General features: G+C 74.9%; 17 protein-coding genes. 12 read left to right on the forward strand and 5 right to left on the reverse strand.

All coding sequences use genetic code 11. The features are described 5' to 3' along the window. Nucleotides 1–76 precede the first annotated feature (76 nt). From ABTZ17_RS16145 to ABTZ17_RS16170, 6 genes are all read left to right on the forward strand, one after another. A complete protein-coding gene (locus ABTZ17_RS16145; protein ID WP_352196260.1) occupies nucleotides 77–1753 on the forward strand; it encodes an acyclic terpene utilization AtuA family protein in 1677 nt (558 codons plus the stop codon). Continuing rightward, nucleotides 1750–3348 carry an acyl-CoA carboxylase subunit beta gene (locus ABTZ17_RS16150; RefSeq protein ID WP_502994695.1) on the forward strand — a complete coding sequence of 533 codons (1599 nt, stop codon included), beginning with the start codon at nucleotides 1750–1752 and terminating at the stop codon, nucleotides 3346–3348. Before ABTZ17_RS16145 ends, ABTZ17_RS16150 begins: the two co-directional genes overlap by 4 nt. 5 nt (nucleotides 3349–3353) lie before the next feature. Further along, complete coding sequence (locus ABTZ17_RS16155) at nucleotides 3354–5330, forward strand: ATP-binding protein (RefSeq protein WP_352196246.1); 1977 nt, start codon at nucleotides 3354–3356, stop codon at nucleotides 5328–5330. Beyond that, the gene (locus ABTZ17_RS16160; protein ID WP_352196247.1) at nucleotides 5327–6493 is read left to right on the forward strand and encodes an acyl-CoA dehydrogenase family protein; all 1167 of its coding nucleotides are present in this window, start codon (nucleotides 5327–5329) and stop codon (nucleotides 6491–6493) included. The genes ABTZ17_RS16155 and ABTZ17_RS16160 overlap by 4 nt, the downstream gene beginning before the upstream one ends. A 119-nt stretch (nucleotides 6494–6612) precedes the next feature. Continuing rightward, the gene (locus ABTZ17_RS16165) at nucleotides 6613–7386 is read left to right on the forward strand and encodes an enoyl-CoA hydratase family protein (protein WP_352196248.1); all 774 of its coding nucleotides are present in this window, start codon (nucleotides 6613–6615) and stop codon (nucleotides 7384–7386) included. Further along, nucleotides 7374–7997, forward strand: a complete 624-nt coding sequence (locus ABTZ17_RS16170) for a TetR/AcrR family transcriptional regulator (RefSeq protein ID WP_352196249.1) — start codon at nucleotides 7374–7376, stop codon at nucleotides 7995–7997. The genes ABTZ17_RS16165 and ABTZ17_RS16170 overlap by 13 nt, the downstream gene beginning before the upstream one ends. Nucleotides 7998–8071: 74 nt before the next feature. Here the strand turns inward: ABTZ17_RS16170 and ABTZ17_RS16175 are convergent, their stop codons facing one another. After that, nucleotides 8072–9196: a citrate synthase 2 gene (locus ABTZ17_RS16175; protein ID WP_352196250.1), complete on the reverse strand. Its 1125-nt coding sequence runs from the start codon at nucleotides 9194–9196 to the stop codon at nucleotides 8072–8074. A gap of 382 nt (nucleotides 9197–9578) precedes the next feature. On the opposite strand from ABTZ17_RS16175, the gene pdxH reads away from it, so the two are divergent. Both pdxH and ABTZ17_RS16185 read left to right on the forward strand, forming a co-directional pair. Continuing rightward, complete coding sequence (gene pdxH, locus ABTZ17_RS16180) at nucleotides 9579–10244, forward strand: pyridoxamine 5'-phosphate oxidase (RefSeq protein ID WP_352196262.1); 666 nt, start codon at nucleotides 9579–9581, stop codon at nucleotides 10242–10244. A 402-nt stretch (nucleotides 10245–10646) separates the two neighbouring features. Continuing rightward, nucleotides 10647–11999: a PAS domain-containing protein gene (locus ABTZ17_RS16185; RefSeq protein ID WP_352196251.1), complete on the forward strand. Its 1353-nt coding sequence runs from the start codon at nucleotides 10647–10649 to the stop codon at nucleotides 11997–11999. A 312-nt stretch (nucleotides 12000–12311) separates the two neighbouring features. On the opposite strand, the gene ABTZ17_RS16190 is transcribed toward ABTZ17_RS16185, so the two are convergent. Further along, entirely contained in the window at nucleotides 12312–13067 is a 756-nt protein-coding gene (locus tag ABTZ17_RS16190) for an SIS domain-containing protein (protein WP_352196252.1), read from the reverse strand. A 185-nt stretch (nucleotides 13068–13252) separates the two neighbouring features. Between ABTZ17_RS16190 and ABTZ17_RS16195 the strand changes: the two genes are divergently transcribed. Together ABTZ17_RS16195 and ABTZ17_RS16200 are read left to right on the forward strand one after the other, a co-directional pair. Further along, complete coding sequence (locus ABTZ17_RS16195) at nucleotides 13253–13945, forward strand: iron-dependent transcriptional repressor DtxR (RefSeq protein ID WP_352196253.1); 693 nt, start codon at nucleotides 13253–13255, stop codon at nucleotides 13943–13945. A 473-nt stretch (nucleotides 13946–14418) separates the two neighbouring features. Next, entirely contained in the window at nucleotides 14419–15363 is a 945-nt protein-coding gene (locus tag ABTZ17_RS16200; protein WP_352196254.1) for an alpha/beta fold hydrolase, read from the forward strand. Between the two features lie 37 nt (nucleotides 15364–15400). On the opposite strand, the gene ABTZ17_RS16205 is transcribed toward ABTZ17_RS16200, so the two are convergent. The 3 genes from ABTZ17_RS16205 to ABTZ17_RS16215 form a co-directional block, all read right to left on the reverse strand. After that, entirely contained in the window at nucleotides 15401–17041 is a 1641-nt protein-coding gene (locus tag ABTZ17_RS16205; RefSeq protein WP_352196255.1) for a transporter, read from the reverse strand. Continuing rightward, nucleotides 17038–17853: an ABC transporter ATP-binding protein gene (locus ABTZ17_RS16210; RefSeq protein WP_352196256.1), complete on the reverse strand. Its 816-nt coding sequence runs from the start codon at nucleotides 17851–17853 to the stop codon at nucleotides 17038–17040. Before ABTZ17_RS16210 ends, ABTZ17_RS16205 begins: the two co-directional genes overlap by 4 nt. Before the next feature lie 89 nt (nucleotides 17854–17942). Continuing rightward, entirely contained in the window at nucleotides 17943–18608 is a 666-nt protein-coding gene (locus ABTZ17_RS16215; protein WP_502994696.1) for a bifunctional DNA primase/polymerase, read from the reverse strand. A 341-nt stretch (nucleotides 18609–18949) separates the two neighbouring features. On the opposite strand from ABTZ17_RS16215, the gene ABTZ17_RS16220 reads away from it, so the two are divergent. Beyond that, nucleotides 18950–20332 (forward strand): NsdA family TPR-like regulatory protein, encoded by a 1383-nt coding sequence (locus ABTZ17_RS16220; protein WP_352196258.1) that lies wholly within the window; start codon nucleotides 18950–18952, stop codon nucleotides 20330–20332. A gap of 299 nt (nucleotides 20333–20631) precedes the next feature. Beyond that, the gene (locus tag ABTZ17_RS16225) at nucleotides 20632–22803 is read left to right on the forward strand and encodes a hypothetical protein (RefSeq protein WP_352196259.1); all 2172 of its coding nucleotides are present in this window, start codon (nucleotides 20632–20634) and stop codon (nucleotides 22801–22803) included. Nucleotides 22804–23006: the final 203 nt, after the last annotated feature.

Consider the following 23006-nt stretch of genomic DNA (forward strand, 5'->3'; position numbering starts at 1 on the left):
GGACCGCGGGAGCCGCCCGCTGCGCGTCGGCAACGCCTCCGGCTTCTACGGGGACCGCGCCTCCGCCCTCCGCGAGATGCTGGAGGACGGCCCCCTCGACGTCCTCACCGGCGACTACCTCGCCGAACTCACCCTGCTCATCCTCGGCCGGGACCGCCTCAAGGACCCGGGCCTCGGCTACGCCAAGACCTTCCTGCGGCAGCTGGAGGACACCCTCGGCACGGCCCTGGAACGCGGGGTGCGGATCGTCACCAACGCCGGCGGCCTCAACCCGGCCGGACTGGCCACCGCCGTCCGCGCCCTCGCCGCCAAGGCCGGACTGACGGTCTCCGTGGCGCACGTGGAGGGCGACGACCTGCTGCCCCGCTTCGGCCCCGCGGGCGCCCTCACCGCCAACGCCTACCTGGGCGGCGCCGGGATCACCGCCTGCCTGCACGCCGGCGCCGACGTGGTCGTCACCGGCCGCACCACCGACGCCGCCCTGGTCAGCGGGTCCGCCGCCTGGTGGTTCGACTGGGCCCCCGACGCCTGGGACCCGCTCGCCGGCGCCGTCGCCGCCGGCCACGTCCTCGAATGCGGCACCCAGGCCACCGGCGGCAACTACGCCTTCTTCCGCGAGCACGGGGACGCCGCCCTCCGGCCCGGCTTCCCGCTGGCCGAGATCGCCGCCGACGGCTCCGCCGTCATCACCAAGCACCCCGGCACCGGCGGCTTCGTCACCACCGGCACCGTCACCGCCCAGCTCCTCTACGAGACCCAGGGCCCCCGCTACGCCGGCCCCGACGTCACCGCCCGCCTGGACACCCTGCGCCTCACCCAGGAGGGCCCCGACCGGGTCCGGCTGCACGGCACCCGCGGCGAGGCACCGCCCGACACCCTCAAGGTGGGCGTCACCCGGATCGGCGGCTGGCGCAACGAGACCGTGTTCGTGCTCACCGGCCTCGACGTCCCCGAAAAGGCCGCCCTGGTCCGCGCCCAACTCGCCCCGGCCCTGGCCGGGATCGCGGAGGCCCGCTGGACCCTGGCCCGCACCGACCACGAGGACGCCGACACGGAGGAGACCGCGAGCGCCCTGCTCCGGCTCACCGTCCGCGACCGCTCCGCCGAGGCCGTCGGCCGCTCCTTCACGGCCGCGGGCATCGAACTGGCCCTGGCCGGCTACCCTGGCTTCCACGTCACCGCCCCGCCCGGCCCCGCCCAGCCCTACGGGGTCTTCGCGGCGGAGTACGTACCGGCCGCCGAGGTGCCGCACACGGCGGTCCTCGACGACGGGACCCGTGTCCCGGTGCCCGCACCGGAACGGACCGCCGCCACGGACCCGGCGCCCGCCGCCCCGACCGTCGCCGCCGCCCCGAGCGACCCCGACGCCGCACCGTCCCCCGCCCCCGACTCCACCGACGGGCCCGTCCGCCGGGTCCCCCTCGGCCGGCTCCTCGGCGCACGCAGCGGGGACAAGGGCGGCGACGCCAACCTCGGCGTGTGGGCCCCCACCGACGAGATCTGGCACTGGGCCGACCACGCCCTCACCACCGAGGCGCTGCGCGCCCTGCTCCCCGAGATCGGCCCCCTGGCCGTCACCCGCCACCGGCTGCCCAACCTGCGCGCCCTCAACTTCGAGATCCACGGACTGCTCGGCGACGGCGTGGCCGCGCAGCACCGGTTCGACCCCCAGGCCAAGGCCCTGGGGGAGTGGTTCCGCTCCCGGCACGCCGACGTCCCCGTCCGACTCCTGCCCCCGGAGGTGCGCCGGTGACCCGGCTCGGCACCCTGACCGACCCCCAGGACCCCGCGTACCGCGCCCACCGCGCCACCGCGCTCGAACGCCTGGACTCCCTCGCCGCCGAACACGCCAAGGCCCTCGCGGGCGGCGGCCCCAAGTACACCGACCGGCACCGCTCCCGCGGCAAGCTCCTCGCCCGGGAACGCGTCGAACTCCTCCTCGACCCGGACACGCCCTTCCTGGAGCTGTCCCCGCTCGCCGCCTGGGGCAGCGACCACCCCGTCGGCGCCTCCATGATCACCGGCATCGGCACGGTCTCCGGCACCACCTGCCTGATCACCGCCAACGACCCCACCGTCCGGGGCGGCGCCTCCAACCCCTGGACCCTCAAGAAGGCCCTGCGCGCCAACGAGATTGCCTTCGCCAACCGGCTCCCCGTGATCAGCCTTGTGGAATCCGGCGGCGCCGACCTGGCCTCCCAGAAGGAGATCTTCATCCCCGGCGGGGCGATCTTCCGCGACCTCACCCGGCTCTCCGCCGCCGGCATCCCGACCGTCGCCGTGGTCTTCGGCAACTCCACCGCCGGCGGGGCCTACATCCCCGGCATGTCCGACCACACCGTCATGATCAAGGAACGCTCCAAGGTGTTCCTCGGCGGCCCGCCCCTGGTCAAGATGGCCACCGGCGAGGAGAGCGACGACGAATCCCTCGGCGGCGCCGAGATGCACGCCCGCACCTCCGGCCTCGCCGACCACCTCGCCCTCGACGAACAGGACGCCATCCGGCAGGCCCGGCGCATCGTCGCCCGCCTCAACCACCGCCGGGCCACCCCCGAACCGGCCCCCGCCCCCGCACCCCTCCACGATCCCGAGGAACTCCTCGGGATCGTGCCCGCCGACCTCAAGACCCCCTTCGACCCCCGCGAGGTCATCGCCCGCATCGTCGACGCCTCCGAGTTCGACGAGTTCAAGCCCCTCTACGGCCCCAGCCTCGTCACCGGCTGGGCGAGCCTGCACGGCTACCCCATCGGCATCCTCGCCAACGCCCAGGGCGTCCTCTTCAGCCCCGAATCCCAGAAGGCCGCCCAGTTCATCCAGCTCGCCAACCAGCGGGACATCCCCCTGCTCTTCCTCCACAACACCACGGGCTACATGGTCGGCCGCGCCTACGAACAGGGCGGCATCGTCAAACACGGCGCCATGATGATCAACGCCGTCTCCAACTCCCGGGTCCCCCACCTCTCCGTCCTGATCGGCGCCTCCTACGGCGCCGGGCACTACGGCATGTGCGGCCGGGCCTACGACCCCCGCTTCCTCTTCGCCTGGCCCAGCGCCAAATCCGCCGTCATGGGCCCCCAACAACTCGCCGGCGTCCTCTCGATCGTCGCCCGCCAGTCCGCCGCCGCCAAGGGCCTGCCCTACGACGAGGAGGCTGACGCCGGCCTCCGCGCCCTGGTGGAACAGCAGGTCGAAGCCGAATCCCTGCCGGTGTTCCTCTCCGGCCGGATCTACGACGACGGCATCATCGACCCCCGCGACACCCGCACCGTCCTCGGCCTGTGCCTGGCGGCCGTCCACAACGCCCCCGTCGAGGGCGCCCGTGGCGGCTTCGGCGTCTTCCGGATGTGAGAGCCGTGACCGAAACGACCCCCGCCCCCGCCGGCCGCCCCGGCGGGATCCGCTCCCTCCTCGTGGCCAACCGCGGGGAGATCGCCGTACGGATCTTCCGCACGGCCCGCGCCCTCGGCCTCGACACCGTCGCCGTGTACGCCGACCCCGACGCCGAGGCCCTGCACGTCCGCGAGGCCGACGCCGCCGTCCGCCTCCCCGGAGCCGCCCCCGCCGACACCTACCTGCGCGGCGACCTCCTCGTGAAGGCCGCCCTCGCCGCCGGAGCCGACGCCGTCCACCCCGGCTACGGCTTCCTCTCCGAGAACCCGGCCTTCGCCCGCGCCGTCCTCGACGCCGGACTCCACTGGATCGGCCCGCCCCCCGCCGCCATCGAGGCCATGGCCTCCAAGACCCGCGCCAAGGACCTCATGCGGGCCGCCGGAGTCCCCCTCCTCGAACCCGTCGACCCCGCCCGCGCCACCCCCGCCGACCTGCCCCTCCTGCTCAAGGCGGCCGCGGGCGGCGGCGGCCGCGGCATGCGGGTGGTCCGCCGTCTCGACGAACTCCCCGCGGAACTCGCCGCCGCCCGCGCCGAAGCCGCCGCCGCCTTCGGGGACGGCGAGGTCTTCGCCGAGCCCTACGTCACCCACGGCCGGCACGTCGAGGTCCAGGTCCTCGCCGACACCCACGGCACCGTATGGGCCCTCGGCACCCGCGACTGCTCCCTCCAACGCCGCCACCAGAAGGTCATCGAGGAGGCCCCCGCCCCCGGCCTGCCCCCCGCCCTGCGCGCCACCCTCCACCAGGCCGCCACCGCGGCCGCCCGGGCCGTCTCCTACGAAGGCGCCGGCACCGTGGAGTTCCTCCTCACCCCCGACGGCCGCCCCCACTTCCTGGAGATGAACACCCGCCTCCAGGTGGAACACCCCGTCACCGAAGCCGTGTACGGCCTCGACCTCGTCGCCTGGCAGCTCCGCGTCGCCGAGGGCGCCGCCCTGCCCCCGCACCCGCCGGAGCCCACCGGACACGCCGTCGAAGCCCGCCTCTACGCCGAGGACCCCCGCCACGACTGGCGCCCGCAGACCGGCACCCTGCACACCCTCGACGTCCCCGACTCCGTCCGCCTCGACACCGGCTTCACCTCCGGCGACCGGGTCGGCGTCCACTACGACCCCCTCCTCGCCAAACTCACCGCCCACGCGCCCACCCGCGCCGAGGCCGTCCGCGCCCTCGCCCGCGCCCTGGCTCGCACCCGCATCCACGGCCTCACCACCAACCGCGACCTGCTCGTCCGCTCCCTGCGCCACCCCGAGTTCGAAGCCGCCCGTCTCGGAACCGACTTCTACGACCGCCTGCTCGACGAGCTCACCGCCCCCGGCCCGGAGACCGCGCACGTCCCCCTGGCCGCCCTCGCCGCCGCCCTCGCCGAAGCCGCCCCCGACCCGGCGGGACCGCTGCCCCGCCGCCTGGGCGGCTGGCGGAACCTCCCCTCCGCACCCCAACGGCGCGCCTACCGGCACGGGGAGGACACCCACGAGGTCCGGTACCGCCCCACCCGCCAGGGCCCGCCCGAACCCGTCGACCACCCCGGCGTCCGCGTCCTCGCCGCCGGCCCCGACCGCGTCCTCCTCGAATCCGAGGGAGTCCAGCGGACGTTTCACGTGAAACAGGACCCCGACGCCCCCGAGGTGTACGTGGACTCCTCCCTCGGCGCCGTCACCCTCACCCGGGTCCCCCGCTTCACCGACCCCCAGGACCGCACGGCCCCCGGCTCCCTGCTCGCCCCCATGCCCGGCACCGTCGTCCGCCTCGCCGAGGGCCTCGCCCCCGGCAGCGCCGTCACCGCCGGCCAACCCCTGCTCTGGCTGGAGGCGATGAAGATGGAACACCGCGTCCTCGCACCCGCCTCCGGCACGCTCACCGCGCTCCACGCCGCCCCCGGCCACCAGGTCGAGGTCGGCGCCCTGCTCGCCGTAGTCCAGGAGGAAACGCCGTCATGAGCTCCGCCCCCACCGTCGAAACCGATGAGCACCGCGCCCTGCGCACCGCCGTCGCCACCCTCGGCAAGCGCTACGGCCGCGAGTACCTGGCCCGCACCGCCCGCGAGGGAGGCCGACCCGAGGAACTCTGGTCCGAGGCCGCCAAACTCGGCTACCTCGGCGTGAACCTGCCCGAGGAGTACGGCGGCGGGGGCGGCGGCATCGCCGAACTCTCGATCGTCCTCGAAGAACTCGGCGCCGCCGGCTGCCCCCTCCTCATGATGGTCGTCTCGCCCGCCATCTGCGGCACCGTCATCGCCCGCTTCGGCACCGAGGAACAGCGCCGCACCTGGCTCCCCGGCCTCGCCGACGGCAGCCTCACCATGGCCTTCGGCATCACCGAACCCGACGCCGGATCCAACTCTCACCGGATCACCACCACCGCCCGCCGCGACGGCGAGGACTGGGTGCTCACCGGCCGGAAGGTCTTCGTCTCCGGAGTGGACATCGCCGACGCCACCCTGATCGTCGGCCGCACCGAGGACGCCCGCACCGGCCGCCTCAAGCCCTGCCTGTTCATCGTCCCCCGCGAGACCCCCGGCTTCTCCCGCTCGTACATCGAGATGGAACTCCAGGCCGCCGAGAAGCAGTTCGAGCTGGTCCTCGACGAGGTGCGGCTGCCCGCCGCCGCCCTGGTCGGCGACGAGGACGCGGGCCTCCTCCAGCTCTTCGCCGGACTCAACCCCGAACGGGTCATGACCGCCGCCTTCGCCATCGGCATGGGCCGCTACGCCCTCTCCCGCGCCGTGGAGTACGCCAAGACCCGGCAGGTCTGGAAGGAGCCCATCGGCGCCCACCAGGCCGTGGCCCACCCCCTCGCCCAGGCCCACATCGACCTCGAACTGGCCCGGCTGATGATGCAGAAGGCCGCCGCCCTCTACGACCTCGGGGACGACATGGCCGCGGGCGAGGCCGCCAACATGGCCAAGTACGCTGCCGGTGAAGCCTGCGTACGGGCCGTGGACCAGTCGGTGCACACCCTCGGCGGCAACGGCCTCACCCGCGAGTACGGACTCGCCGCCCTGGTCACCGCCGCCCGGGTGGCCCGGATCGCCCCGGTCAGCCGCGAGATGATCCTCAACTTCGTCTCGCACCAGACCCTCGGCCTGCCAAAGTCCTACTAGTCGTACCGCGTCACCGCACCACCTCCGTACCGCCCCGGCACCCGCCGGACCCCTCCGGACGGCGGCCGCCCCACCGCGGCCGCCGCCCGGAACCCCAGACCGCAACGAAAGGAGCGGCCGTGACCACCGACGGGACCCCGGTGACCGCCGTGCACGCGGACGGCACCGCCACCCTCACCCTCGACGCGCCCGCCCGCCGCAACGCGCTCTCCGCCGCGCTGGTCACCGCCCTCCGGGCCGCCCTGGCCGACGCCGACGCCGACCCCGCGGTCCGGGCCGTGGTCCTCACCCACACCGGCGGCACCTTCTGCGCGGGCGCCGACCTCAAGTCCCCGGCCCCGCCCGAGGACTTCCTCGCCCTCCTCGACGGGATCGCCGCCCTCTCCAAGCCCGTCGTGGCCCGCGTCACCGGACACGTCCGCGCCGGCGGCCTGGGCCTCCTCGGGGTCTGCGACATCGCGGCCGCCGGCCCCGGCGCCACCTTCGCCTTCACCGAGTCCCACCTCGGACTGGCCCCCGCCGTCATCTCGGCCCCGCTGCTGCCCCGCCTCGACCCGCGCGCCGCCGCCCGCTACTTCCTCACCGCCGAGACCTTCGGCCCCGCCGAGGCCACCCGGATCGGCCTGCTCACCCTGCACGCCGAAGCGGACCGCCCCGGTGAGGGCACCGACCCGGTGGACGTCGTCCTCGCCCCCGTCCTCGCCGGGCTCCGCGCCGCCTCCCCGCAGGGCCTCGCCGAGTCCAAGCGGCTGGTCGCCGCCCCCGTGCGGGAGGCCCTCGCCCGCGACGGGGCCCGCCTCACCGCCCTCTCGGCCCGGCTCTTCGCCTCCGACGAGGCCCGCGAGGGCATCACCGCCCGCCTGGAGCGCCGGGAGCCGTCGTGGCGCTCGTGAGCCGGGAGACCAAGGAGCCCAAACAGGACCGCAGCCGGGTCACCCGACAGCGCCTCTTGGAGGCCGCCGTGGCCTGCCTCGCCGAACACGGCTGGGCCGGCTCCACCGTCTCGGTGGTCGCCGAACGCGCCGGCGTCTCCCGCGGCGCCGCCCAACACCACTTCCCCACCCGCGAGGACCTCTTCACCGCCGCCGTCGAGTACGTGGCCGAGGAACGCTCCGCCGCCCTCCGCGGCCTCTTCCCCGACGGCCCCGCCGCCCGCCCCGCCGTGGTCGGAGCCCTCGTGGACCTGTACACCGGGAACCTCTTCCGGGCCGCCCTCCAGCTGTGGGTGGCCGCCTCCAACGAAGAGCAGCTGCGCCCCCGCGTCACCGAGCTGGAGGCCCGGGTCGGCCGCGAGAGCCACCGGATCGCCGTGGAGCTGCTGGGCGCCGACGAGTCCGTGCCGGGGGTCCGCGAGACCGTGCAGGGCCTGCTCGACATGGCCCGGGGCCTGGGCCTGGCCAACATCCTCACCGACGACGCGGCCCGGCGGGCCCGGGTCCTCGCCCAGTGGTCCCGGCTCCTGGACACCGCCCTGGACGGCCCCCGGGACCCCGACCGCCCCTGAGACGCCGGAGCGCGCCCGCCCCCGAGGGGACGGACGCGCTCCGGAGGACGACCCGGCGGCGACCGGGCCGGGGCTCAGCCCCGCGTGCCGGCCCCGCTGATGTCGGTGATGTCGGTGTAGCCGCCGATCTCGCGCGGGTCCCGGGAGCCCGGACCGATGTAGCGGGCCGAGGGGCGGACCAGCCGGCCGGTGCGCTTCTGCTCCAGGATGTGCGCCGACCAGCCGGCCGTGCGGGCGCAGGTGAACATCGAGGTGAACATGTGCGCCGGGACCTCGGCGAAGTCCAGGGTGATGGCCGCCCAGAACTCGACGTTGGTGGCGAGCACCCGGTCGGGGCGCCGCGCGTGCAGCTCCTCCAGGGCCGCCTTCTCCAGGGCCTCGGCCACCTCGTAGCGGGGCGCCCCGAGCTCCTTGGCGGTGCGGCGGAGCACCCGGGCGCGCGGGTCCTCGGCGCGGTACACGCGGTGCCCGAAGCCCATCAGCCGCTCGCCCTTGTCCAGGGCCTTCTTCACGTAGGCGACGGCGTCACCGGTGCGCTCGATCTCCTCGATCATGCCGAGGACCCGGGAGGGGGCGCCGCCGTGCAGCGGGCCCGACATGGCGCCGACCGCGCCGGACAGGGCCGCGGCCACGTCCGCGCCGGTGGAGGCGATCACCCGGGCGGTGAACGTGGAGGCGTTCATGCCGTGCTCGGCCGCCGAGGTCCAGTAGGCGTCCACGGCCTTGACGTGCTTGGGGTCCGGCTCGCCGCGCCAGCGGATCATGAACCGCTCGACCACGGACTCGGCCTTGTCGATCTCGCTCTGCGGCACCATCGGCAGTCCCTGGCCGCGGGCCGACTGGGCCACGTAGGAGAGGGCCATGACGGCGGCGCGCGCGAGGTCGTCGCGGGCGGTCTTCTCGTCGATGTCGAGGAGGGGTTTCAGGCCCCACACCGGGGCGAGCATGGCGAGGGCGGACTGCACGTCCACCCGGATGTCCCCGGAGTGCACGGGGATGGGGAAGGGCTCCGCCGCGGGCAGGCCGGGGTTGAAGGCACCGTCGACCAGGAGGCCCCAGACGTTCCCGAAGGAGACGTGGCCGACCAGGTCTTCGATGTCGACGCCCCGGTAGCGCAGCGAACCGCCTTCCTTGTCGGGCTCGGCGATCTCCGTCTCGAACGCGACGACCCCTTCGAGCCCGGGTACGAAGTCGGACATCAGGCGGCTCCTCTGTGTAGTGCGAGGTACGGCTATGACCATGCGTCAGTTGGGCGGGTGCGTACATCTTTGTACGCTTCCACGCGCTTCGCGGATCGGCCCGGCCGAGCGGGGTCACATCCCGTCATGCCCCGTGCGGCCGTCGTCGAACGTCGTCCCGTCGGCGGACGTCGGACGGGGCCGGGGTCGCGCCGGAAGGATTTCGGCGGCCACCGCGGCTCGGCCCCAAGATTTTGTCGTTTCGCGCGGGCGCGGGGAAGCGTGACGTCCGGCACACCGGATCCGCCCCTCCGGCAGGGCGTGCGCGGGCCCCGGACGGGGTAGGAGGGGTCCGCTGCGGCAGGATGGCGGTGTGCCGAACCAGGACCTTGACCCCGCCGTCATGCGCAAGCAGTACCGCTCCGAGATCGTGACCGAGGACGGCCTCGACGCCGAGCCGATGGACCAGTTCGCCCGCTGGTTCCGGCAGGCCGCGGAAGCGCACCTCTTCGAGCCGAACGCCATGGTCGTGTCCACCGCGGACGCCGACGGCCGCCCCAGCTCCCGCACGGTGCTGCTGAAGGGATTCGACTCCCGCGGCTTCGTCTTCTACACGAACTACGGATCCCGCAAGGGCCGGGAGATCGCCGGGAACCCGTACGTCTCGCTGCTCTTCCCCTGGCACCCCATCGCCCGCCAGGTGATCGTCACGGGCACCGCGGCCCGGGTCGGCCGGGACGAGACCGCCGCCTACTTCCGCTCCCGCCCGCACGGCTCCCAGCTGGGCGCCTGGGCCAGCCGCCAGTCCTCGGTGATCGACTCCCGGGAGGAGCTGGACCACCGCTACGCCGAGCTGGCCGCCCGCTACCCCGAGGGCGAGCGGGTGCCGGTGCCCACGGAATGGGGCGGCTACCGGGTCACCCCGGAGACGGTGGAGTTCTGGCAGGGCCACGAGAACCGGCTGCACGACCGGCTGCGGTACGTGCGCGGGGCGGGCGGGGAAGCCGGGGAGGGCTCCGCGCGCGGCGTCGGGGACGGCCCGTGGCGGGTGGAGCGCCTCTGCCCCTGAGGGGGCCGGGAACGCAGGCGACCCGCGGGCTCGGGTCCTCTTCTGCAGTAAGAGGAGCCGGCCGGACGTACCGGCGAGCCCGCGGGTCGGGTGACTGCTGGGATTGGCCGACGCTGACGTCGGCGCTGCACTGGGTGCGTGCGACGAACGGGCGTCAGCCCGCAGTCACCTCACGCGTCCGGTTGCCGTACATTTCCGGAACCACCTCCCTTCTCGTGTGCCCCACACGTTAGGACGCCCCCCGAAGCCCCGCAAGCAATTAATTTCCGGGCTCCCCGACCGGGCCCATACGGGACGGAACGCGGGCGCGGACCGTTTTCCCCGAACCCGGTGTGGGCTGGGTCACGTTGGAGTTGAATGATCTGACGTGCCGCACACGCGAACACCTGCGGGGGGTACCAGGTGAGTGCTTCCGGAGCCGGCGAGACCAAGGACGACCTCCTCGCCGCCCTGCTGGACGGGATGGACGCGGCCCTCTGCGCGCTCGACGCGGAGGGCGTGGTCACCCACTGGAACCGCGAGGCCGAGCGGATCCTCGGCTGGACGGCCGCCGAGGCCGTGGGCCGCCGCGGCTTCGCCGGCTGGGCCGCCAGACCGGCCGACGCCGAGGACGTGGTCCGCCGACTGATGGCCGCCCAGGAGGCCCCCGGCCGGCAGGTCCACGAGTTCGCCCTGCTGACCAAGGACGGCGGGCGGGTCCTGGTCCGCACCCAGTCCGCCCGGGTGCCCGGGGCCGACGGCCGGCCCGCGGGGGTCTACTGCGCCTTCAGCGAGGTGCACGCCCAGATCGACCTGGAACGGTCCATCGCCCTCAGCGAGGCCCTGATGGAGGACGCCTCCTGGGGCGTGGTCCTCGTCGACGTCGACCTGCGGCCCGCCCTGGTCAACGCCCACGCCGCCCGCGCCCTGGGCGCCTCCCGCACGGTGCTGCTCGGTCGCCCCCTCGGGGACCTGATCGAGCAGGGCGTGGAAGAGGTCGAGGGCGCCCTCGCGCACGTCCTCGCCGAAGGGGCGCCGCCCGCCCCGGTGGAGCTGTGGGTCACCGTCCGCACGGGCGAAGGGGTCCGGCGGCGCTGCCTGCGCTCCGGATTCCTGCGGCTGGCCTCCCCGCTGGCCGGGGAGCCGGTGCCGCTGGGGGTGGGCTGGTTGTTCCAGGACATCACCGAGTCCCGGCAGGCGGAGCTGGACACCGCCCAGCTGAAGTTCCGCACCAGCCAGCTGCACCGGGCGGCCCGGGCCGCCGCCGAGTGCGAGAGCCCGCAGGAGGCGGTGGGCGTCCGTCTGGAGTTCGCCCTCGCCGGATTCGCGGACCACGCGCTCGTCGACCTCGTCGCGGGGGAGGAGGGCCGACTCGTACGGGCCACGGCCTCGCCGCCCCTCGCCGACACGGCGGGCCCGGCCGGGGTCGCGGGCACCGGCACCCAGGGTCTCGCCCTGGCCGCCGGGGCCCCCGGACTGCCCGGCACCGGAGCCCTGCCGCTGCGGTACGGCTCCGGGCACCCGGCCCTCCAGGCGCTGGACCGGCTGGGCTCGGTCCGGGTCACCGCACCCGAGCGGGTGCCCGAGGGGTGGCCCGCCGGGGTCGTCCACGGGCTGTGCACCGTGCTGCGGAGCCGGGGGCGGACCCTCGGGGTCCTGACCTTCCTCCGCGCCGGGGCGCGGCCCCCCTTCGAACGGCCCGACGCGATGCACGCCGAGGAAGTCGCCGCGAGGGTCGCCGCCGATCTGGACCTCACGGAAGCGCTCCGCCGCTAGGCGCTTCCGGGGGCGCCCCGTCCTCCGCCTCAAACGCCGGCGGGGCTGGAGGGGGTCGACGTCCGCGTCCACCCGCGGCTCCAAGACCGCCTCAAGCGCCGGCGGGGCCGGCATTGCGACCGTCCTCGGCCACCCTCCGGCCCGCGCGGCGTGTGAGCGCGTCGGTGAGCCGCACTCGACCACGAGCCGCACCCCAGCCCCGCCGGCGTTTGAGGCGATCGGGAAGCCGCGCCCGGCCACGAGCCGAACCCCGAGCCCGTGCGGCGATCGAGTGCGTCGGGTCGGGGGTGGGGCGGGCCCGGCGGCCGGAGCCTAGTGGCGGTAGAAGATCCGGTCCCGGTACTCGGTCATGACCCGGCCGTTCCACTCGTGGCCGCCGTCGACGTTCCCGGAGCGCAGCAGCGGCGGTTCCACCCCGCGGCCCACCAGTGCCTCCGCGGCCGCGGCCATCACGGTCTGCATGATCGCGCTGGTGACCACGGTGGAGGCCGGGGCGAAGGGCGCCTCGATGCCGTCGAGGGTCAGCTCGGCGTCCCCGACGGCGATCTTGCTGTCGAGGACCAGGTCGCAGTGGTCCTTCAGGAAGGATCCGGACGCGTGCCGCGACCTCGTGTCGGTGGCGTACGCCACCGAGGTCACGCCGATGACCTTGAGTCCCAGGGCGCGCGCGTTCATGGCCATCTCCACGGGCAGGGCGTTCCGCCCGGACAGGGAGATGATCACCAGGACGTCGCCGGAGGCCGCGGGGGAGCTGTCGAGTACCGCGCCGGCGAGGCCGTCCACCCGCTCCAGGGCGCTGCCGAGCGTGGCCGGCATGACGTCCACCCCGGCGGTGCCGGGTACGGCGAGGAAGTTCATCAGGGCCAGGCCGCCCGCCCGGTAGACCACGTCCTGGGCGGGGAGGGAGGAGTGTCCGGCGCCGAAGGCGAACAGCCGGTTCCCCGAGGCCACGGCCTCGGCGATCAGCTCACCGGCGGCGGCGATGTGCTCGGACTCCTCGTCCCGCACCCGTTGCAGCAGTCCGATGGCGGCGTCGAAGAACTGACCGGCCAACTTGCTCTCGCTCATGCGCGAAGGACCCTTCCGAGGGGTGGGGTGCGTCCGTGTCGCCGCTCACGGTGCGGTCTGGACCATAGGGCTGTCAATACGCCGCGACGGGCCGTGGAAAGTCCGGCATGCGGCGGCGCGGGACGGTTGTCGGCGGCATGCGTCAGAATTGGTGACAGGGCCAGCGCAAGGATTGAGGGGCACGGATGTCCGGACTGATCGATACCACGGAGATGTATCTCCGCACCATCCTGGAGCTGGAGGAGGAGGGTGTGGTCCCGATGCGCGCCCGGATCGCCGAGCGCCTCGACCAGAGCGGACCCACGGTCAGCCAGACGGTGGCGCGGATGGAGCGCGACGGTCTGGTGGCGGTGGCCACCGACCGACACCTGGAGCTGACGGAGGAGGGGCGCCGGCTGGCGACGCGCGTGATGCGCAAGCACCGCCTGGCCGAGTGTCTCCTCGTGGACGTCATCGGTCTGGAGTGGGAGCAGGTCCACGCCGAGGCGTGTCGCTGGGAGCACGTGATGAGCGAGGCAGTGGAGCGCCGCGTGCTGGAGCTGCTGCGCCACCCCACCGAGTCCCCGTACGGGAACCCGATCCCGGGCCTGGAGGAGCTGGGCGAGAAGGCCGAGGCGGACCCGTTCCTCGACGAGGGCATGGTCAGCCTGGCCGATCTGCAGCCGGGCGCCGAGGGCAAGACCGTGGTCGTCCGTCGGATCGGCGAGCCCATCCAGACCGACGCGCAGCTGATGTACACGCTGCGGCGGGCCGGGGTGCAGCCGGGCGCGGTGGTCAGCGTCACGGACTCGCCGGGCGGGATCCTCGTGGGCTCCGGTGGCGAGGCCGCCGAGCTGGAGGCGGAGATCGCCTCGCACGTGTTCGTCGCCAAGCGCTGAGGATCCCCTTCCGGATCGTTCGTGCCGTCGGCGCCGCCCGCGGTGCCGACGGGAGCTCGGAGCGCGGTGCGGTCTGCCCGCGCACGCCGGGTGGGCGGGGTCGCGGGAGCGGTGCGTACCGGCCGCCGTCGGTGATTCTGGCGGAATCGCACACCTGCGAGCGGTGTGCGTGCCAGGCTGGACGGGATGGCTTTCGTACGTCTCCCGCGCGGCCGGGTCTTACGGGAAGGTCCCGGCGCCTTGCGGCGCCGGGACCCGTCCTCCCCTTGGCTGACCCGGAGCCCCGAGCTCCCAGGGTCAATCCCCTCGGACCGTCTTCCCCGAGCGGCCCGCCTCCCGTTGAAGATCTCCCCTCGGCAGCGGCCGTCAATCCTTGAGCAAGGTCACTCGAAAGAGCGGTGTTGCCGCGGCGGACCCGGTTTTCGAATGCGGGTTCGATACTCTGGCCGGGATCGAAGGGGGGTGCATCCACCGTGGTACGGCGCTTCGACCTGACGGGAGCCGGCGGCCTGCGGCTGGCGGCCTGGGAATTCACTGAGGGCCCGGCCGCCCGCTCCGGACCTCCGGTGCCCGCGGCCCGCAGCGGCCCCGAGGGGCCCGCCGCCCCCGCACCGGAGGGCCGCGAGGGCCACTGCTCCCCGGTGCTCTTCCTGCACGGCCTGATGGGCCGCGCCGCGCACTGGGCCGGCACCGCCCGCGGCCTCGCCGCCGCCGGTCCGCCCCGCCGGATGTTCGCCCTCGACCAACGCGGCCACGGCCACAGCGACCGCCCCGCCGACGGACTGCCCGGCGGCGGCTTCAGCCGCGAGGTGTTCGTCGCCGACGCCGCCGCCGCCATCGAACAGCTCGACGTCGGCCCCGTCACCCTCGTCGGGCACTCGATGGGAGCGCTCACAGGCTGGCAGCTCGCCGCCCGTCGCCCCGACCTGGTCCAGGCCCTCGTCATCGGGGACATGCGGGCCTCCGCCCTCGGCGCCGCCTCCCAGCGCCACTGGGAGGAGTGGTTCCGCACCTGGCCCCTGCCCTTCCCCGGGCCCGAGGCGGTCCGGCGCTTCTTCGGCGAACAGGACCTGTGGCTGGAGCGGCCCAGCCCGGCCCGCGGCGAGTACTTCGCCGAGATGATGACCCAGGGCCCGGAGGGGTGGCGGCCGGTGTTCTCCCGCCGCCAGATGCTCCGCGCCCGCGAGACCTGGGTCCACGACGCCCACTGGGAGGAGCTGGCCCAGGTCCGCTGCCCCACCCTCGTCGTCCGCGGCCTCGACGGCGAGCTCGGCCGCGCCGAGGCCCAGGAGATGGTCCGCGTGCTTCCCCGCGGGGAGTACGCCGAGATCCCCGACGCGGGCCACTACCTCCACTACGACCAGCCGGCCGCCTGGCAGGCGGTCCTCCTCGACTTCCTCGAAGGCGCCCGCGTCTGAGCCCGGCGGGGTCCGCCCGGACCCCGCCGCCCGGCGGTCAGCCCTTGCTGACCGCCGCCAGGATCTCCGGCAGTCGGCGCGCCACCACGGGAGCCGACGAACGCAGCCCCGCCCAGGCGGCCAGCAGCCCCCAGACCGCCCCGACCGGCAGCACCAGCCACAACAGACCCGAACCGTTCACGTGCAGCACCACGGTCAGGACGATCACCGGCGCGCACACCAGCCCCGCCACCAGAAGCCCGACCAGGATGCTCAACCAGGCCAACCCGGCCTGCCCCGGGGCCACGTTCTTGAACGCCCCCTCCGAGGGGATCGAGTACGGCATCCGCGCCGAGCCCACCGCCCCCGCGCACAGCATCCCGCCCAGCAGCGCCAGCGACAGCCCCAGCACCTCCGGCAGCTTCTCCCAGTCCCCGACCATCGCCGCCGTGACCACCACCACCAGCAGCGTGTACGGCACCGTCACCAGAGCCAGCGCGTACGCCCGCGCCCGCAGCTCCGCGTACGCGTCCGCGGGCCCCGCGATGGTCTGCGCCACCATCCAGAACGCCGAGGTGTCCTGCCCGAACTGGTTGTACATCTGCACCCCCAGCATCCCCGCGCCCATACAGGCCAGGTACACCGAACCGGTCCCCTGGAGCGCGTTGAACACCGGCACGATCAGACCCACCGCCAGCGAGGTCACCCACGCCGACTTCGTCTTCGGGTCCCGCCACACGTACCGCAGGGTCCGCAGCATCACGGCCCCCGTCCGCCCGCCCGGCAGCAGCCGCGACAGGCCGGAGACCCGCCGGTCCCGCTCCGGACCGGCCGCCGCCAGCGTCGAACCGTCCGGGCTCACCATCAGCCGGGTCAGCGAACGCTGCCAGGACCACGCAAGCCCCGCCACCCCCGCCACGGCCAACAGCAGCTGCGCCGCCGCCACCCCGTACGAACCCTCCGAAGCCGCGTCCACCGAGCCCATCGCACTCGCGGGCGGCAGCCAGCGCACCACCGCCACCACCGGCTCCAGCACGTCCAGACCGCCCTGCTGGGCCAGCCGCTGCGAGGCGAAGTTCACCCCCTGCGCCCCGACGGCCACGAACAGACCGCTCAGGATCGCCAGGTCCCGGCCCTTCCGACTGCTCAGCAGCCGGACGTTCGCCGTGGCCACCGCGCGGGCCAGCACCACACACCCCAGCAGCAGCACCGGCACGGCCGCCACCGCGAACACCGCGCCGCCCGCACCCCGCGCCAGGGCCACGGCCGACCCCACCGCGAGGGACAGCGTGAACAGCGGCCCCGTCCCCACCAGCGAGGACACCAGCAGGGCCCGGGTCAACGGCCCCGGCCGCAACGGCAGCATCACCAGCCGCGAGGGGTCCAGCGTCTCGTCCCCGCTCGGGAAGAACAGCGGCATCACCGCCCAGCCCAGCGCCAGCATCCCGGCCAGCAGCACCACCACCGTGGCCGCGTCGCCGTTCCCGCGCAGCAGCACCAGCGACAGCGTCAGCGCCGCCGCGAACAGCAGCGTGAACACCACCGACAGCACGTAGGCCACCCGCCGTTTCGCGGACTGCCTCAACCCGTTCCGCATCAGGGCCAGCTTCAGCCCCACGAACACCGGCACCAGCGAGCCCCCGGAGGCACCCGTCCCGCCGCCCGGGGCCACCGGCCCCGCGACCGTCACCCCGCTCATCGGGCCCCGCCCAGCCAGTCCAGGGAGTCGCCCTGGCCGCGGTCCTGCGCTCCGACCAGCTCCAGGAAGGCGCTCTGCAGCGAGGGGGCCGTACCGCGCACCTCGGCCAGCGGGCCCGCCGCCCGGATCCGGCCGGCCGCCATCACCGCCACCCAGTCGCAGAGGGACTCCACCAGCTCCATCACGTGGGAGGAGAACACCACCGTGGCGCCCGAGGCGGTGTAACGTTCCAGCACCCCACGGATGATCTGCGCCGACACCGGGTCCACGCCCTCGAACGGCTCGTCCAGGAAGAGGACTTCGGGATTGTGCAGCAGGGCCGCGGCCAGGCCGATCTTCTTCCGCATGCCGGTCGAGTAGTCCACCACCAGCTTGTGCTGCGAACCGGCCAGGTCCAGCACGTCCAGCAGCTGCGTGGCCCGCTTCTCGGTCTCGTCGGCCGGCAGCCCCCGCAACCGGCCGACGTACACGAGCAGTTCGCGGCCCGACAGGCGCTCGAAGAGGCGCAGTCCCTCCGGCAGCACCCCGATCCGCGCCTTCACCGGGACCGGGTCCCGCCACACGTCGTACCCGACGACCTCGATCCGCCCCTGGTCGGGCCGGAGCAGCCCCGTCACCATCGACAGGGTGGTGGTCTTGCCCGCGCCGTTCGGTCCGACGAGCCCGACGAACCGGCCCGCGGGCAGCTCCAGATCGATCCCGGACACCGCGATCTGCTCGCCGAACCGCTTCCACAGCCCCGAGATCCGGACGGCTGCGGGCGGACCGGGCGCGGTCCCGCCCGCGGCGCCTTCGTAACCCTGCTCAGGCACGTACCGCACCTTTCGTAGTTCCCCGTTGGTCGATTTCAGCCTACGAGGCGAAAGGGCAGGTCAAAAGGGGTGAGGCGGACCCGGTCAGGTCACGCGTCGCGGGAGCGGGCCGCGGCCGCCTCCCGGCCGCAGGCGTAGGCCAGCGGGTTGATGAGCTCCTCGGCGTCCGGCAGCCAGCGGTTGGCCGGGGTGGGCTTGCGGGCCCACTGCACGGCCCCGCGGCCCCCGTAGCGGGTCGGCGGCGCCGCCACCCAGTCGCCCTCGCCGCGCGCCTTCAGGTCGATGGAGGAGGGGGCCCAGCCCAGCTTGCGCACGAGGTCGGGGACCTTGGCGGAGGCGCCGGGCAGGACGAAGAAGAGCATCCGGCGGTCCGGGGTGAGCGTCACCGGCCCGAGGGTCAGCTCCCAGCGTTCCATCCGGGCCAGGGCCAGGAAACCGGCCGTTTCGGGCACGTCGATGGCGTCGAAGGTGCGACCGGTGGGGAGCAGGACGGAGGCCTGCGGCTGGCGCTGCCAGCTGCGGCGGACCTGCACCGCGCTGCCGGTGGCCTGGGCCGCCCAGTCGTCACGGGTCGGATGGGCGCCCGGGACGGCGCACTCGGGCGCCCCGCAGGAGCAGACCTCCTTGCCCTCATCCGCCTCCAGCCAGGTGCCGGGGAACACGTCCCAGTGCCGTTCTTCCGTGTACCGCACGGCCGCGTCCAGCAGTAGTTCGCCGCGCTGCTGGGGGATCTGTGCGGCTTCCGTGACTCCCATGGTCTCTTCCACGTCCTTCACAACTCCCCCCGTCACCTGGGGTTACGGGGAGGGCCACGGGCGGGGCGCGGGATGTGCGCTGCATCGATCCTGCACGCGGGGCGCACGGGTGCACGGGCGGGGGCGCGCGCGGGGCCGGGATCCGGGGAGTGGGTAGCGACTCCGGTGGACCGTACGGCAAATCCGACCACACACGGCAACGGCAGACAACACCCGGCAACCCCCGGCAAGCAGGAACAAGGACCACGCCTTCCGGGCAAGCGAGGCATTCTCCGCAGTCCTGCCGGGCATTGATGACGTGCACGTTCGCAGCGTCTCCCGCCGCCACAGGGGGTTTCTTCATGGCAGCCAGGCCACTCGTCGCCCGTCAGCCCAACGAACGGCTTCAGGCCCTCATCCAGGAAGCCGGTTGTTCCAACGCCGGGTTGGCCCGCCGCGTCAACATGTGCGGGGCCGAGCACGGGTTGGACCTCCGGTACGACAAGACCTCGGTGGCCCGTTGGCTCCGCGGGCAGCAACCACGCGGCCGGGCACCGGGGATCATCGCGGAGGCCCTGGGGCGCAAGCTCGGCCGGACCGTCACCATCGACGAGATCGGCATGGCCAACGGCAAGAACCTCGCCTCCGGCGTGGGGCTCCAGTTCTCCCCGACGGTGCTCGGGGCGATCGAGCAGGTCTGCGAGTTGTGGCGCAGCGACGTGGGGCGGCGGGACTTCCTGTCGGGATCCACCGTCGCGGCCTCGGCGCTGGTGGAGCCCAGCCGGGACTGGTTGATCACGCAGGCGGACCCGCAGGTGGCCCGTACCGCCGGTTCCCGGGTCGGGGCCTCGGACGTGGCGGCCGTACGGGCCACCACGGACGCCCTGGTGGAGCTGGACCACCGGTTCGGCAGCGGGCACGTGCGACCGGTGGTGGTGCACTACCTGAACAGCGTGGTGTCGGGGCTGCTGGGCGGCTCCTACCGGGAGCCGGTCGGGCGGGCGCTGTTCGCGGCGGTGGCCCGGCTCACGGAACTGGCCGGGTACATGGCCGTGGACACCGGGCAGCCGGGGCTGGCCCAGCGCTACTACATCCAGGCGCTGCGGCTGGCGCAGGCGGCCGGGGACCGGGCCTACGGCGGGTACGTGCTCGCCGCCTCCATGAGCCACCTCGCGGCGGAGCTGGGCAACGCCCGGGAGATCGCGCAGTTGGCGCGGGCCGCGCAGGAGGGGGCGCGGGGGCAGGTCACCCCGCGGGTGCAGGCCATGTTCTTCGCGGCGGAGGCCCGGGGGCACGCGCTGATGGGCGACGTCCGCGCCACCCAGGTGCTGGCCGGGCGGGCGGTGTCGGCCCTGGAGCGGGCCGAACCGGAGTCGGGGGACGACCCGGTGTGGATCGGCCACTTCGGCGAGGCGTACCTCGCGGACGAACTGGCGCACTGCCACCGGGACCTGGGGCAGGCCGAGGGTGCGGCGCGGCGGGCGGAGGAGGCCCTGCGCGGGCTGCCCGAGACGAAGGCCCGGCGGCGGGCGATCGGTCTGCTGCTGCTGGCCGCGGCCCGGGTGCAGCAGCGGGAGGTCGAGGAGGCGTGCCAGACCGGCCTGCAGGCCGTGGAACTGCTCGGCACGCTGCGGACCAGCCGGGGCGCGGAGTACCTGGAGGACTTCCGCCAGCGGCTGGAGCCGTACCGGGAGGAGGCCGCGGTGCGGGAGTTCTCCGCGCGGCTGGAGGTGAGGGTGGCCTGAGCGGGCCCCCGGCGGGGCGGGGCCGAGGGCTCCGGGGTGGGGTGCGGGCGGCTCGGGTCGGCCGATTCTCGTCCCGCGGCCCGTCCCGCGGCCCGTTCCGGTGGCCGGGCGGGCCGCGGGGTGCCCCGGCGCCGCTGGTCAGGGGGGTGCGGACGGAGTCAGGGGGGTGTCCCGTACGAGAGTTCACCCGGTGTGTTCCGGCGCGTCCGCTTGAATTCGATCATGGGTGCGTGGCAGTGCGTCAGAAGGACCCGGTAGCGTGAACCGACGGTTCCGTAGGTAGGACGTAGGGAGTCCCGGTGACGCAGAGCGGCCAGGGGGGCGAGCCGCAGTACCCGGCGGAGCCCCCGCGTGAGGGCATCGTGCTGCCCGCCGACGGTTCCGGCCCCTGGCCGCCGCCGCCCGCCCCCGAGGGCGGTCGGCCCTGGGGCGAGGCCCCGGCCTGGGACGGCGACCGGACGCCCGGCCCGGTACCGCCGCAGCCGCATCCGCAGCAGCAGGGCTACGGGGACCACGCGGGCGATACGGACCCCTACGGGCAGCACACCGGTGGATCCGGGTACGGACAGCCCGCCCCGGGCTCCTGGACCGGCACGGACGGCGCGGGCGCCCAGGGCGGCGACCCCTCCTACGGCGGGCCGCAGGCGTACGGCGCGGGCCCCGGCGGCGCCGGGTACGGCACCCAGGGCTACGGCGGCGACGGCTTCGGCGGCGACGGGCACGGGCACGCGGCGCACGGGACCGCCGGCTACGGCGAGGGCGGCCACGGCGCCGAGTCCGGCTCCGGCGCGCAGCAGTACGGCAGTGGTCAGCAGGGCTTCCCCGGCGGGGAGTTCGGGGCGGACCAGGGGACCGGCGGCGGGACCGGTGGCTTCGGCGACGGCGCGGCCGGCGGTACCGGCGGCGGGACCGGCGTGCGCTTCGGGCGGCAGCCCGGACCGGGCACGGACGGCGGGGCGTACGGCACGGAGTCCGGTGCGTCGTACGGGTACGGCACCGGGCAGACCCCGACCCCCGGCGCGCAGCCCGGCCCCGAGTACTACGGCGGCACCTCGACCCCCGGAACCGGGTACGGGACGGACGCCTCCTTCGGCGGGAGCTACCAGGACCCGTACGCCCGGCCCGGGGCCCAGGGCTTCACCGGGCCGTCGACTCCGTCCGACCCGTACGACCCGTACGGGCAGCGCCCGCCGGCGCACGGAGCCGACGCCGAGGCCACGGCCCTGATCCCACCCGTGCCCGGCGGCCCGAGACCCGGCTCCGCCCCCGACGCCGAGGCCACCGCCCTCATCCCGCCCTACCGGCCGGACCCCGCGGGCGGCTCCGACGCCGAGGCGACCGCGCTGATCCCGCCCGTCCCCGGCACCGGCGGGCCCGTGACCCCCGTACCGGGAACGGGAGCCCCGACCGGCTCCGACGCCGAGGCCACCGCACTGATCCCGCCGTTCCGCGGGGACGCGGGGGAGGCGGCGACCCAGTACATCCCGCCGGTGCCCGCGGGCCCGGTGACCCCGCCGGCCGGCGTCCGCCCGCCGACCGGCCCGCCCGCCGAGTTCGACGGACTCTTCCGCAAGGACGACGAAGCCGGATCGACCGCGCAGATGCCCCGCATCGAGGACCCCGGCGGCCCGGCCGCCCCGCAGCGCCCCGCCCCGAGGAGCGGTTACGGCTACCCGCAGCCGCCCGGCCCCGCCGGATACCACCCGCAGGGCGGCGGATACGGCTACCCGCCGCAGGCCGGGCACCCCACCGGACCCGGCTACCCCGCGGGCCCCGGCCACCCGGGCGGTCCCGGAGCCGGACCGGCCCCCGCCCCGGGCGATCGTCCCAAGCGGACGCCGGTGGCGCTCATCGCGGCCGGGGTCGTCGGGCTGGCCGTGGTCGGCCTGGGCGTCGGCGCCCTGCTCGGCGGGGAGAAGGGCTCCAACAGCCCCACCCAGTCCGCCGCCGTGTCCGACTCGGCGAGCCCCCGCGCGGGCAGCAGCGAGGCCCCCGCGGAGAAGCCCGTGGACCCGGCCAAGGCGCAGGCCGTCCAACTCGACAAGCTCCTCGCGGACAGCGGCGACAGCCGCGAGGCCGTCATCCGCTCCGTCGAGGACATCAAGGGCTGCGACAACCTGGACCAGGCCGCGGACGACCTGCGCGACGCCGCCCGCCAGCGGGAGGAACTGGTGACCCGGCTGGAGGAGCTGGAGATCGACAAGCTCCCCGACCACGAGCGGCTCGCCGGACAGCTCACCAAGGCGTGGAAGTCCTCCGCCTCCGCCGACACCCACTACGCGCAGTGGGCGGAGCAGGTCGACGGCAGCAAGAAGCTGTGCAAGGGCGGCAAGGCCCGGAGCACCGACCACGCGCGGGCGGGCAACAGGGCGAGCGGCGAGGCGACCAAGGCCAAGCAGGCGGCCGCGGCGCTGTGGAACGACATCGCGGGGAAGTACGGGCTGACGAAGCGGGACCGCAGCCAGCTGTAGCCCCGGCGGGCGGGGGCCCGGGCGGGGGCCCGGGCGGGGGCCTGGGCGGGGGCCTGGGCGCGGCCGGGGGAGGGGCCGCTGCGCGGAGCCCTTCCCCACCCCGCCCCTTCCCGAACCCCGGGGGGGGGGGGGCCCGCCCGCCCCCCCCGGGGGGGGGGCGCCGCGCCCCCGGGGGCGGGCGCGCGGCCGCCCGCCGGGGCGGG

It is taken from the genome of Streptomyces sp. NPDC097619 (assembly GCF_040302735.1).
Lineage (GTDB): Bacteria > Actinomycetota > Actinomycetes > Streptomycetales > Streptomycetaceae > Streptomyces.